A 13,731-nucleotide genomic window follows, 5' to 3' on the forward strand; every position below is an offset into this window, starting at 1 on the left:
GAAATTTAATCGCAGTATGATCATGAAGTTATATTCATGATCATACTGATCGCCCTTCCCGTGCAGCCACTCCCGTATATTTCCAAACCCCTTTCCTCCACCGCCAGCCTTTAATGAGTGCACGAATAAACTCATCCAACACTGCTGCAATTAATAATCCGTACAATCCCAAATCGCAGGGAATCGCCAAAACATAAGCGAGCGGAACTGAAAATAACCAGATCACGCCAATACTGGAAATGGAAGTAAATGCTGCGTCGCCCGTACAGCGCAACGCACTCCCGATGGTAATATTCACGGTGCGCCAGGGCTCGGCTAAAAAGCTTAGAAAAAATGCCCAGACCCCAATCGCTATTACTTCTGGATCATTACTGAACAATTGCAAAACTGGCTTATTAAAAAGCAGCCAAGTCAACGCCAATGCAGTAGTGCCGATTAACGAAATCTTTAATGTCTGCTTGAGTTGTTTATCGACTAAATCAAATTCTTTTCGGCCGACCCGCTGCGCAATAATAGCCTCAGTTGCCATTCCCAAGGCAATGGAAATCATCAAACAGAATAAAAACGTATTGTATGCATAGACCTTCACCTTCAAGGCGAGATCACCCACTTCTGCCGCAATCCAATTCAACGCAATCATATAAGCTTGAAATGACATGGGTTCGAGAATTGAGGGAGCGGCAATCATTATTACCGGTGTAATAAGCACCCCGAAATTCTTCAGGCCTTCGCGCAATGGAATATGAATACGCAGCTTAAAGTGAACAACCAAAATAACAAACGCCAGGCTCGCACCTGCTGCAATTACACTCGCCGTAGCGACACCAGTAACACCGGTCGGAGGTATTCCCATAAAGCCGTAAACTGCGATGGAGCATCCAATAATGTTGGCAAAAAATAAAATAATGTTGCTATAAGTATTCCACTGGGGTTCGCCATAAATATTGAGAATTGTTTGATAGATGACGCGGCAACCCCAGAGTGCCACCATCCAACCGATAATCGATAAATAAGTGCGGGCATGCTGCTCAACATCGGCGCTTAATGACATCGCCGAGGCAACCCATGGCCCACCGTAATTTACCGCCAGCGCAGCGATTAATGCCAATACCATTACAAATACCGTATAGGCAGCAATGGTGGCATTGCCACGGGCATAATCATTCGCACCAATACGCTGGCTCGCAATACTCGCTCCCGCAAACGCACTCACAATTAAAAAGGCATTGGCGACAAATACCAGTGGGGTGATAGCACCTACAGCCGCAGCCGCACTATCGGAAATACGGCTAAGAAAATACATATCGACCAAAGGAATGGTGTAAGTCACCGCCTGGTCGATAAACATAGGGCGACTCATGCCCCAAATGCCTTTGTCGAGGACACGGCTTTGTGGCACTTGCTTGCGTGCAGATTTCATAACAACTTCTGTGTAATCGAATAATCAGACGGAGATTTTACTCTCCGCCTGATTAAACTATAAGAGTAGAATTACGCAGCTTCGCGCAATACAACAGCTGGAGGTGTTGTCACTACATGACGGCAACAGATATAGCCTAGCGCAGAAACAAATAGCGCGCCGCTGAGGGGAGAGATTAACCAGAAAATGTAGTGCGGTTGTATAGCGGTATCCAGCACGAATTTTTGTAAGCTGATCAGCAATATTTCCGTACCGATAATAGCAATCAAACCCGCCAGGAAACCCAGGATCGCAAACTCCGCACAGATGCTGCCTATAATCAGTTGGCGCGGACTACCCAATGCACGCAGCAAACCCGCTTGTTGTTTACGTGCTGCAATACTGCCCATCACTGCAGCGAGCAACACCAGGCAGCCGCCGATTAATGTGAGCCACAGCACCAGTAATACACCATCACTCACCTGGTTTACAATAGTGCGGATCTGTTCAATTATACGATCAAGCTCCATTACCAATATCGTTGGGTGATCGTGTAGTAGTGTGTTGATAAATGATTTTTGCGCAGGCGACAAATAAATACTGGTGATAAATGTCGGCGAATAACTATCCAGCGAGCCAGGCTCAAAGATAAAAAAGAAATTGGGCCGCATACTACGCCAATCAAGACTGCGGAAACTGGCTACCTCTGCATCCAGCAATAAACCGCCAAAGGAAAACTGCAATCTATCGCCAATCTTCAACCCGATTTCTTTTGCGGTATTCACCTCTACCGACACACCGGGCAAATTGTTAGTGCTGCGCTGCCATTTATCCCACCATAGTCCTTCAAGGACTTTATTATCTGCCGCCAGATTCTCTGCCCAAGTGACGTTTAATTCGCGACGTAATGCATTAGCGACAGAACGCTGATCTTCTGTGGTCTCAATACCATTAATATGCGTGAGACGCGCACGCATCATCGGGTAGATGGGTTCAGGACGCACCTTGGTTTGCTGCAATAAGGTTTGCACTTGGGGCAATTCATCCGGCGGGATATTTACCAGAAAATGATTGGGCGCATCGTCAGGCACTTGCACTTTCCATTCTTCGATTAGCGAAGTACGCACAATGGTAAGGGTAAATAGCAGCATGATAGCAATTGCAAATACCAAAATTTGTACCAGGCTCTGCCCGCGCTGGCGTTGCAAATTAGCAAATGCCAAACGCCAAAATCCTCCCAGCCGCAATACCATTTTTTTACTCACCGCCAGCAACCCGGAGGCAGCCAAAATAGTAACCAGTATTACGGCAAGTAAGGCCCCGCTAATACTTAATGCCAATTCCAAATCACGACTAAACAATATAACTAGCGTCAATACCGCAAACAATGCCAACGCAGCCTGCACCCATACTTGTGGCATATTAACGGCCAATTCACGGCGCAAAATTTTCAGCGGAGGAACCGCAGGCAAATACCAAAGTGCAGGCAATGCAAAAAATACTAAACATAAAAGGCCGGAAAAAAAGCTCAGGCCATAAGGATAAAAAGTCGCACTACCCAATCGTATTTGATACACCTGTTGCAGACTGACAGCAACAGTTCGCTGTAGCAATTCGCCAAATAACAAGCCAACCAACGATGCAACAACACCCAATAAAACCAGCTGGGAAAAATACAGTGTCCGAATGCGCACAGCACCAGCACCTAAACTTTTCATGAGTGCAACTTGATCGGTGTGACGCGCCGAAAATTGCCGCGCAGTAATCGCAATTGCAACACCTGCTAGAAGAACCGCAATCACCGCGGATAATAATAAAAATTGACGACTCGTTTGTAAGGTGCGCCCTACCCGCTCTTGCGCTGAATCTATATCAATTAACCGCTGGTGTTTATTTAATTGAGGTTTTAATTTATCGACAAACGCTTTTAATTTGCTGTTATTGTCTGACGCAATTAACCATTGGTAATCCACACGGCTGCCCGGTTGGACCACATGGGTTTTTGGGAGGTCGGCCATGTTCATAATCAGGCGCGCGCCCGTCATGCTAAATGGACTGGCACTGTCGGGTTCACGAATCAGCACTTGGGTAATTTTAAGTTCATATTCCCCAACTGCGACTTTATCACCCAACTGGATTTTTAGTAGTGGCAGTAAACGCGAATCAACCCAAGCCTCACCGGGTGCAGGAATACCGCTGGCAACGTTGATATCGGCTGCATTAATTGCAAACGGCACATTGCTAATTTCAAATTTTCCGCGCAAGGGATAATCGGTATCCACCGCTTTTACCGACGCCAAATGCATTTCATCACCAGCGAACACCATGGAAGAAAATAAAGCGGCTTGTGTTTGCCGGATATCTTCTTTTTTTGCGATGGCTGGCCATTCCGGATTATGCGGTTGCGAACCGCGCACAATATAATCCGCGCCAAGGACACTATTACTTTCACTAATCAAGGTCGTCTCAAGACGATTGGTAAAAATAGCGATGCCACTCAGTACTGATACTGCAAGTAACAGCGATATGCCAAGAAGTTTCAACTCGCCGCTACGCCAATTACGCCTTAATAAATTAATTGCCAGCATCATCGCCTTTACTCCCTGCCAGATACTATGGCGCCGGCTGCCAATTCAATACGACGCTGGCACAACTGCGCCAGGCGCTCTTCATGGGTAATTAAAATTAGCGTTGTACCCTGTGCGCGATTTAATTCAAACAGCAACTCAATAATCTTTGCACCCGTCGTGCTATCAAGATTGCCAGTAGGCTCATCAGCAAATAACACTTGTGGTTCGCTTGCAAACGCACGCGCAATGGCAACACGCTGCTGTTCTCCTCCAGATAATTGTTGTGGGTAGTGATGTAAGCGCGATGCCAAACCAACCCGTTCCAGAAACTCACGCGCCTTGCCAGTAGCCAACCTATCACCGCGGAGCTCTAAGGGCAGCATGACATTTTCATGCGCGGTGAGACCGGGCAGCAATTGAAATGATTGGAAAATAAAACCGACATTGCCAGCGCGAACTTTTGCGCGCCCTTCCTCGTCTAACAACGAGAGGTTATTACCATGAAGAATTATCTCACCACTGCTAGGCACGTCCAAACCGGCGAGAATACCTAGCAAAGTAGACTTACCTGACCCTGATGCGCCTGTGATAGCCAGTGACTCTCCGGCCAACACATTCATTGATATCGGATGAAGGATCGTTAAGTTACCTTCGTGCGTATTAACCTGTTTGGTAACTGAATTCGCTTGAACCATAGCAACAGCAGACATAATTGAGTAACCTTTATGAAATACGAATACATCCCATTCTATTGGCATAGGATTTTGATGACCATGTGCAAACTGAAGATTTACCTGTTTTTACTCCTGACATTTGTCACCAGTCTCACTTATGCACAAAACACAACATCTGAAACAACAAAAATACTGGTGATGGGTGACAGCTTGAGTGCCGGTTACGGCATCGACATTCAACAGGGCTGGGTAAATCTGTTAGAAAAAGAGATAACGAAAAAACACGCAGTACAGATCATCAATGCCAGCGTGAGCGGTGAAACCAGTTCCGGTGGTAATACTCGGCTGCCTGCACTGCTTGCCGAACATAAACCGGACATTGTCATTCTGGAATTAGGGGGCAACGATGGTTTGCGTGGGCAACCGCTTAAGCTACTGGAAAAAAACTTGCAAATGATGATAGATGCGAGCAAAAAAAACGGCGCGCAAGTATTACTCGCGGGAATGCAGATTCCGCCCAATTACGGGCCACGTTATAGCACTCAGTTCAAAACACTTTACGCACAACTTGCCGAAAAAAATCAGGTGGCATTAATTCCGTTTTTATTGGAGGGGATTGGTGGAAATTCAGAATTAATTCAGCGGGATGGCATCCATCCTACCGCTGAGGCTCAACTGATTATTGTGAAAAATGTGCAGCCGGAACTGGAGAAATTATTGCAGCAATAACATTATTGCCGCATTGATGGCTCCAAATAGTCCACCAGTAATTGCACCGTGGTGTTGCCCCGAAATTCGTTGATATCTAACTTATAAGCTACGCGGATTTTACTGATCTGATTATTTGGCCAAAGATCTGGGTCTATATTAAATGCAATCGCATCAACTAATTGCTGGCCTTGCGCATCAAAAGCCAAGGTCATTTTCAAATGCTTCGTACCAACCAATTTTTGCTGCACCAGATAAAATTCACCATCAAAAATCGGCTCGGGAAAGTGTTGTCCCCACGGCCCTGCTTCACGCAATTGTGTGGCAACTCCAAGCGATAACTCCTGCACAGATAACTCCCCATCACTGACCACAACCGCTTGCAAATCATCAAAGGTTAATTGCTTGCGCACTTCATCATCAAAAGCGAGGGAAAAAGCAGAAAAATTTGCACGGGACAAACTCATTCCCGCTGCCATTGCATGGCCACCAAACTTATTTAATAACCCGGGATGTCGAGCAGCGACAGCATCAAGCGCATCGCGAATGTGAAAACCGGGCACTGAACGCGCAGAACCTTTTATTTCTCCGTCACCCGCCTCGGCAAACACAATTGTCGGACGATGGTATTTATCTTTAATACGCGAGGCTAAAATACCAATCACACCTTGATGCCAGGTTTCATCGAAGAGACATAAGCCCCAAGATAAACTAGCAGCATCAGCCTGCAAGGCTTTTTGCAGCATGCCCATTGCCTCTTGCTGCATGCCCGTCTCAATCGCTTTGCGATCGCGATTTAATTCATCAAGTTGCGCTGCCATTTCGCGCGCAAGATTTTCACTCTCACACATTAAACATTGGATACCGAGCGACATATCATCCAGCCGGCCTGCCGCATTTAATCGCGGACCAAGCGCAAAACCAAAATCACTTGCCACCAATTTATTAGCCTGCTTGCCAGAGACCTCCAACATCGCTTTGATGCCAGGGCGACAAACACCGGCGCGAATTCGCTGCAAACCTTGCGCAACCAAAATACGATTGTTGTAATCCAGCGGCACCACATCGGCAACAGTACCGAGAGCGACCAGATCCAGGAAACTCGCCATATTTGGCTCGGCAATACCGCTCTCTTCAAACCAACCCATTTGACGCAACTCGGCGCGCAGGGCATTCATCACATAAAAAATAACACCGACACCCGCGAGATTTTTACTCGGAAATTCGCAACCGGGTTGATTAGGATTCACGATGGCATCCGCATCAGGTAAATGCTCACCCGGCAAATGGTGATCGGTAACAATAACCGCAATGCCGAGTTCCCGCGCAGCTTCTACGCCCTCAATGCTGGAAATACCATTATCCACAGTGACAATAATATCCGGTTGCTGTGCAGCAGCGACGGCAACAATTTCCGGCGTCAGTCCGTAGCCATATTCAAACCGGTTAGGCACGAGAAAATCTACATGAGGCAATCCCATCGCACGCAACGCCAACACTGCTAATGCACTACTGGTTGCACCATCCGCATCAAAATCACCCACCACAATAATTTTTGCCTGCGCCACAACGGCGTCGGCTAAAAGACTCACTGCCTCTGCCAAGCCTTTGAAATTAGGCTTATGGAGATTCGCAAGCTGATACTGCAATTCACGCTCATGTTTCACACCACGCGAGTTATAAATGCGCTGCAAGAGCGGATGAATAGCCGATTGAAATTCAACAGGCTGGACAGGATCACGACGGCGAATAGTTTTTTGCATAATTTACTTTCGGGATGAATAAAAATAACGGCAGAAATAAAAAAGCCGCAAGAATAAATTCCTGCGGCGTTTTATTAACACAAGGCGTTAGAATTACTTGCGAACATTCGCTGCAACAAACTGTTGCACCTTTGCCAAGTCTTGCGGCAATACAGTGTAACGTTCTTCGCGCTCAAATAAATCCTGCATATGGTGTGGCAACGCAGGATCCGCATCTTGCCCTGCTTTGCGAACTGCTTCAGGGAATTTTGCCGGATGTGCGGTAGCCAAAACTACCATTGGAATATCCTGACGGCGACGAGTCTTACGTGCAGCGTCTACTCCAATTGCAGTATGTGGATCGAGCAGGTATTCAGTGCGATCAAATACTTCACGAATCACATCAATGGTTACTTCATCGCTAACACCATGACTGGTGAATAATTCGCGCGCACGCGCCAATGCGGATTCCTTCAGTGTCATGCTGCCAGATTTGAAATCTTCCATCAGCTGACGAATCGCATTGCCATCACGATCATACAAATCAAACAACATACGCTCGAAGTTGCTCGACACCATAATATCCATGCTTGGCGACAGAGTATGTTGCAATTGGTGTTTGCTGTGATCGTTACTGCTGATGCAGCGATGCAAGATATCGTTGCTGTTAGTAGCAATCACTAACTGGTCAATCGGCAAACCCATTTGCCTGGCAAGATAGCCAGCAAAAATATCACCGAAGTTGCCAGTAGGAACCGAGAAAGCAATTGGACGATGAGGAGCACCCAATGCCAAACCAGCGTAAAAGTAATACACGATTTGCGCCATGATACGCGCCCAGTTAATCGAGTTTACCGCCACCAGTTGGCGGCCTTCCGGCAAAAAAGATTGATCGCCGAAACTCGCTTTCACCATGTTCTGGCAATCGTCGAAGTTACCTTCCAATGCGATATTAAATACATTCGGTGCAAGCACTGTAGTCATTTGGCGACGCTGAACATTCGATACACGATTGTTCGGGTGCATGATAAAAATATCGATGTTATCGCAGCGACGGCAACCTTCAATGGCAGCAGAACCTGTATCACCAGACGTTGCGCCCATCACCACTACTTTTTGGTTGCGCTTTTTCAACAAGTGATCAAGCAAGTGACCTAAAAATTGCAGTGCGAAATCTTTAAACGCGAGAGTTGGTCCCTGGAATAATTCCAGAATCCATTCGTTGTGTGCAGTTTGTACCAGCGGTGCAATGCCATCGTGACGGAAAGTTGCGTAGGCATCAGCAATAATTTTTTTAAAATCTTCATCGCTGACTGCCCCAGCAACAAAAGGCTTCATCACATTAAAAGCCAATTCCTGATAGGACAAACCAGCCCAGGAAGCGATTTCTTCTTTAGTAAATTTCGGCAAAGTTTCCGGCACATACAAACCGCCATCCGGCGCAAGACCGGTAAGGACCACTTCTTCAAAACTGAGTGCAGGCGCTTGGCCGCGAGTGCTGATGTATTTCACGATTACTAACCTTTAAGAAATTATTTCAATGCTTCGACACGGATCCGCTGAACAGAACCGGTGATAGAATCCAAGGCTTCAATGCTGCGAATCGCAGCCGCCAGCTTTTTGTCCTGCACTTGATTGGTCAATAAAATCAGCGGCACTGTTGATTCGCCATCTTTGGCTTCTTTTTGAATCATCGCTTCTATACTGATGCCAGAATCACTCAGGATGGTGGCAATTTTTGACAGCACACCCGGCTTGTCCTGCGCTGACATACGCAAATAGTTAGCCGTTTCCACATCCTCAATTGGCAGAATCGGTTGTGCAGAAACAAAATCTGCACCGAAACCCAAATAAGGGACACGATGTTCAGGTGATGCAGTCAGCGTACGCGCCACATCAACAATATCACCCACGATAGATGAGCCAGTCGGCTCTGCACCGGCACCGGCACCATAATACAGTGTTGCGCCCACAGCATCGCCTTTTACCAACACTGCGTTCATTACGCCATCAACATTGGCGATCAAACGCTTTTCGGGAATCAAGGTTGGATGAACACGCAGCTCAATACCTTTATCGGTGCGACGTGCGATACCCAGGTTTTTGATGCGATAGCCAAGCTCTTCTGCGTAAGTTACATCCTCAGCAGCAATTTTGGTAATGCCTTCGGTAAATACTTTGTTGAACTCCAACGGAATACCAAATGCGAGTGAAGCAAGGATTACCAACTTATGCGCAGCATCTATACCTTCTACATCAAAAGTAGGATCGGCTTCCGCATAACCCAATGCTTGGGCTTCAGCCAATACATCAGCAAATGAACGGCCTTTGTCGCGCATTTCAGTGAGAATAAAATTGCCGGTACCGTTAATAATGCCGGCAAGCCATTCAATCTTGTTCGCCGCCAATCCTTCACGGATTGCTTTGATAATCGGGATACCGCCAGCAACAGCAGCTTCAAATGCGACGGTTACGCCCCTGGCTTTCGCCGCTGCGAAAATTTCATTGCCATGATGGGCGATCAACGCTTTGTTGGCAGTAATAATATGCTTGCCATTTTCAATAGCCTTGAGAATCAGGTCTTTCGCAACAGTGGTACCACCCATCACTTCAACCAGAACGTCCACATCCGGATTATTAGCAACATCGAATACATCGCGGGTTACATTGTATTTTGAAGTATCGCAATTGGGATTATCGCGGCGCGCACCAATTTGTACGATGGAAATATTGCAACCGGCGCGGGCATCAATCAGCGCTTTATTGCGCGAAAGGATATTAACTGTACCGCTGCCCACGGTGCCCAGACCGCAGATACCTATTCTTACCGGATTCAAGGTGGATTCCTCGTCAAATTTAAGAGTGTTTTACGCCAATACCAAAAAAGACGGCCACCATACTCATGGTGGCCGTCAGTGTCAATTATGCTCTGGAATCGCCGTTGGATAAGCCGGTTTTGGCGAACCAACTTAGCTTAAAAGTTAGATTCCGAGGCTTTTCGCCAAGTCTTCCGGGGGCAAATAACCGGGCATTAACTTGCCATCAGGCAGGAATAAAGCCGGCGTACCATTCACACCCAATTGGCCGCCAAGTTGGAATTGGGCCGCAACCGGATTATCGCAGGTTGCGTTTGGAACAGATTGATCAGCCTTAAGCTTGGTCATAGCATCTTGCTTGTCTTTAGCACACCAGGTGGAGATCAATTTGTCAGCTGATGGGCTGGGAATACCGGCGCGCGGATAAGCAAGATAGCGAATCTCAATACCCAAATCGTTGTATCCGGGTTTTTGCTGGCCACCTTCGTTATAGGCATGCATCTGGCTATGCAATTTACGGCAATAACCGCAATCGATATCAGTGAATACATATACAACTGCTTTGGCCTTACCTTTCGGTGCAAAGTTGATACTGCTCTTACCGTCCAGAGTTGCCAGCGCCTTCTTGCGCTCTTCAATTACATAGGGATCTTCAATTTTAGCGAAGCCATTGCTATCGATACCAAATACTTCACCGGCAATAAACTTGTCACCTTCCGGCGTCACATACAGTACCGGACCACCAGGCACCTGTACCTGATAAAGACCTTTGATAACCGAAGGACGCGGCTTACCGAAATTAATATCAGGACGCGCCTTCTGAAGGTTTTCCAGGATCGTATCTTCAACACTTTTACGCTTGAGCAGATCCCCTTGTGCCGCAGCAAAAGGAGTTGCTACAAAAGCGGTTAAAGAGAAAGTCGCCAAAGCTGCAAAGCCCAGCGTTTTTAATGTTTTTATCATAGTCATATCTCTTACAGGTTTATAAATTGTTGGTCATTGTCACTAACCGCGCGGATGATGCTGCGCGTGCTGTTGTTTCATCCGCAGCTTGGCCACATGGGTATAAATTTGTGTCGTCGATAAATCACTGTGCCCGAGCAGCAACTGTACCACACGTAAATCGGCACCGTGATTCAATAAATGGGTCGCAAACGCGTGGCGCAATGTATGCGGCGACAAATCTTTTTTAATACCCGCCACCATCGCCCAATGCTTTATACGATACCAAAACGTCTGGCGGGTCATCGGCTGGGCACGCGCACTCGGAAATACTACCTCATCCGGCATATTATTCAGCAACACAGGTCGCGCTTCGCGCAAATAACGCGCTAGCCATGCTGCCGCTTCTTCTCCCATGGGAATCAACCGCTCCTTGCTACCCTTGCCCATCACCCGTACCACATTCTGGCGCAGGTTGATTTGCGGCATGGTCAATTCAACCAATTCAGTGACGCGTAAACCGCAGGCATAAAGCACTTCCAGCATAGTTCGATCACGCAAACCAATCGGATCCGATAAATCCGGTGCTGCAAGCAGGGCTTCGACATCAGCTTCGCTTAAAGATTTCGGCAGTGGTCGGGATAATTTTGGATTATCGACCAGAGCGATCGGATTTTCCCTGATATGATTCTCGCGCAGCAGATAGCGATAAAAACCTCGCACACAAGAGAGAAAACGTGCCGATGTACGGCTCGATAGTTTTTGCTGCAGGCGGATATCCAGATAATCCTGCACCAGCGCCGCATCGGCACCAATCAATTGTTGACCTCGCTGATTTAACCAAACGGCAAACTGTGCGAGATCACGCCGGTAGGATTCCTGGGTATTATCGCTCAAGCCTTTTTCCATCCAGATGGCATCCAGATATTCAGCAATAAGTTGCGAATCCGCCAGCGCCGGCACCAATTCCAAAGGCTTGTTAACTACCATAATGACAACCAGAAACCAAAAGCCGACTGTAGCGGCTCAATTAAAACATGGCAATCATACAGCGAGGCAAAGAAAAGCAAAAAGCCGAAGCAGTTTCCTGCTTCGGCTTTTTGAAAATCGATACTAACTATCGATTTAAACTTATACCAGCTTCTCTTTAATACGAGCAGCCTTACCAGTAAGGTCACGCAGGTAGTAAAGTTTCGCTTGACGCACATCACCACGACGCTTCAGGGTTACGCTGTCGATCAATGGGCTGTGAGTTTGGAAGGTACGCTCAACACCTACACCGTGAGAAATTTTACGCACGGTGAATGCAGAATTAAGGCCACGGTTACGAATGGCAATTACAACACCTTCATAAGCCTGTACACGCTCACGGTCACCTTCTTTTACTTTCACGTTTACAACAACGGTGTCGCCTGGTGAAAATTCAGTAAGGCTTGCTTTCAGTTGTTCGTTTTCCAACGCCTGAATAATTGGGTTAGTCATTGATATTCTCCTAAGAGTCTATAGCTTCACAGCTAGAGTTTGTCGTATCAAGGTCACGACGATATTCCGTCAACAGCTTTTGCTGCTCCTCGGTTAAATTTATTGCGTGCAATAAATCAGGCCTTCTCAGCCACGTTCGCCCTACCGCTTGTTTCAAGCGCCAGCGCCGAATCAGTTCGTGATTACCGGATACCAATACCTCCGGCACACGCATCCCTTCAAATTCCTCCGGACGGGTATAGTGAGGACAATCCAGCAAACCATCCGTAAATGAATCCTGCTCTGCCGACAACGCGTGCCCAAGAGCACCCGGAATCAGCCGTGTTACCGCATCAATCAGCACCATTGCTGGCAACTCACCGCCACTTAACACGTAATCACCGATGGACCATTCTTCATCGATAACTGTTTGTATCAATCGCTCGTCGATACCTTCGTAACGACCCGCCACCAAAACCAGATTGCCACTGGCTGCCAACTCAACAACACCGGATTGAGTCAGTGTTCGTCCTTGCGGTGAGAGATAGATGACTTTTGCATCCTCACCCGCCCAGGTTTTTGCGGCAGCTATGGCATCGCGCAGTGGCTGTACCATCATCACCATTCCGGGACCACCGCCAAATGGCCGATCATCTACCGTTGAATGACGATCATGGGCAAAATCACGTGGAGTTACTGTTTTTAACTCCACCAGGCCTTGCTTGATTGCGCGGCTGGTTATCCCAAAACCGGCAATCGCGTTAAACATGTCAGGAAAAATGGAAACAACCGCAATTTTAAGCAATTGACGATTACCCCTCTCGCCTCACAGCGTTTACACCAAAAAATTGAGCTTTAAAAACTAAAATCCAGGATCCCAATCTACCAGCATTTCGCCAACATTGAGATCAACGGACAACACAAACTGCTCAGGCACATAAGGTATCAAACGCTCGCGCTGATCAATACTCTCTGCATCTGCAACCACAACAAGCACATCATTTGCGCCGGTTTCCATTAATTTGGAAATGACACCAAGGCGTTGACGTTCACCACCCTCGAACCGGGTAAACACCACCAAGCCTTCTAGCTGGCTCCAGTAGTATTCGCCATCATCCAGTTCCGGTAACAGCTCGCGCTCGACAGCAATATCAGCGGCGGTATATTGCGCAGCCAAATCGCGATCATCGATACCCACAATGTGCGCGACAAATGCATCGCCATGAGGACGAGCCTCATCGATCTCAATTTTTTTAACGCCATGTCTGGTTTTCAAAAACCAGGGATGGTACTCAAACAAATTTTCTTGCGGATCGGTGTAAGAGTGAACTTTCACCCACCCTTTTACACCATAAACAGCGGTAATTCGCCCGACGTTAACTAAATTGGATTCCGCAGACATCAGGCGCCTTTACTGTT

12 protein-coding genes are annotated in these 13,731 nt (G+C 47.2%); 1 reads left to right on the top strand and 11 read right to left on the bottom strand.

What is annotated here, in order from left to right:
• Positions 1-40: 40 nt before the first annotated feature.
• From AC1RJL_RS07275 to AC1RJL_RS07285, 3 genes are all read right to left on the bottom strand, one after another.
• On the bottom strand, positions 41-1,420 hold the full coding sequence (locus AC1RJL_RS07275; RefSeq protein ID WP_492912421.1) for an MATE family efflux transporter: 1,380 nt from the start codon (positions 1,418-1,420) through the stop codon (positions 41-43).
• Positions 1,421-1,491: 71 nt separating this feature from the next.
• The gene (locus AC1RJL_RS07280; RefSeq protein WP_492912423.1) at positions 1,492-3,990 is read right to left on the bottom strand and encodes an ABC transporter permease; all 2,499 of its coding nucleotides are present in this window, start codon (positions 3,988-3,990) and stop codon (positions 1,492-1,494) included.
• A 5-nt stretch (positions 3,991-3,995) separates the two neighbouring features.
• Complete coding sequence (locus tag AC1RJL_RS07285; RefSeq protein WP_492912425.1) at positions 3,996-4,679, bottom strand: ABC transporter ATP-binding protein; 684 nt, start codon at positions 4,677-4,679, stop codon at positions 3,996-3,998.
• Between the two features lie 63 nt (positions 4,680-4,742).
• Between AC1RJL_RS07285 and AC1RJL_RS07290 the strand changes: the two genes are divergently transcribed.
• Positions 4,743-5,372 carry an arylesterase gene (locus tag AC1RJL_RS07290; protein WP_492912427.1) on the top strand — a complete coding sequence of 210 codons (630 nt, stop codon included), beginning with the start codon at positions 4,743-4,745 and terminating at the stop codon, positions 5,370-5,372.
• Positions 5,373-5,374: 2 nt separating this feature from the next.
• Here the strand turns inward: AC1RJL_RS07290 and recJ are convergent, their stop codons facing one another.
• The 8 genes from recJ to rimM all read right to left on the bottom strand — a co-directional run bounded on the left by recJ (position 5,375) and on the right by rimM (position 13,714).
• Complete coding sequence (gene recJ / locus AC1RJL_RS07295; protein WP_492912429.1) at positions 5,375-7,114, bottom strand: single-stranded-DNA-specific exonuclease RecJ; 1,740 nt, start codon at positions 7,112-7,114, stop codon at positions 5,375-5,377.
• Between the two features lie 93 nt (positions 7,115-7,207).
• The gene (gene thrC / locus AC1RJL_RS07300) at positions 7,208-8,605 is read right to left on the bottom strand and encodes a threonine synthase (protein WP_492912431.1); all 1,398 of its coding nucleotides are present in this window, start codon (positions 8,603-8,605) and stop codon (positions 7,208-7,210) included.
• Between the two features lie 20 nt (positions 8,606-8,625).
• Positions 8,626-9,930 (bottom strand): homoserine dehydrogenase, encoded by a 1,305-nt coding sequence (locus AC1RJL_RS07305; RefSeq protein ID WP_492912433.1) that lies wholly within the window; start codon positions 9,928-9,930, stop codon positions 8,626-8,628.
• A gap of 144 nt (positions 9,931-10,074) precedes the next feature.
• The gene (locus AC1RJL_RS07310; RefSeq protein ID WP_492912435.1) at positions 10,075-10,872 is read right to left on the bottom strand and encodes a DsbC family protein; all 798 of its coding nucleotides are present in this window, start codon (positions 10,870-10,872) and stop codon (positions 10,075-10,077) included.
• A gap of 42 nt (positions 10,873-10,914) precedes the next feature.
• The gene (gene xerD, locus AC1RJL_RS07315) at positions 10,915-11,841 is read right to left on the bottom strand and encodes a site-specific tyrosine recombinase XerD (RefSeq protein ID WP_492912437.1); all 927 of its coding nucleotides are present in this window, start codon (positions 11,839-11,841) and stop codon (positions 10,915-10,917) included.
• Positions 11,842-11,982: 141 nt separating this feature from the next.
• Entirely contained in the window at positions 11,983-12,339 is a 357-nt protein-coding gene (gene rplS / locus AC1RJL_RS07320; protein ID WP_492913449.1) for a 50S ribosomal protein L19, read from the bottom strand.
• 4 nt (positions 12,340-12,343) lie between these two features.
• Entirely contained in the window at positions 12,344-13,117 is a 774-nt protein-coding gene (trmD, locus tag AC1RJL_RS07325; RefSeq protein ID WP_492912439.1) for a tRNA (guanosine(37)-N1)-methyltransferase TrmD, read from the bottom strand.
• A gap of 57 nt (positions 13,118-13,174) precedes the next feature.
• On the bottom strand, positions 13,175-13,714 hold the full coding sequence (gene rimM / locus AC1RJL_RS07330) for a ribosome maturation factor RimM (protein WP_492912441.1): 540 nt from the start codon (positions 13,712-13,714) through the stop codon (positions 13,175-13,177).
• Between the last annotated feature and the right edge of the window lie 17 nt (positions 13,715-13,731).

It is taken from the genome of Cellvibrio sp. GW822-FHT04B05 (assembly GCF_058800985.1).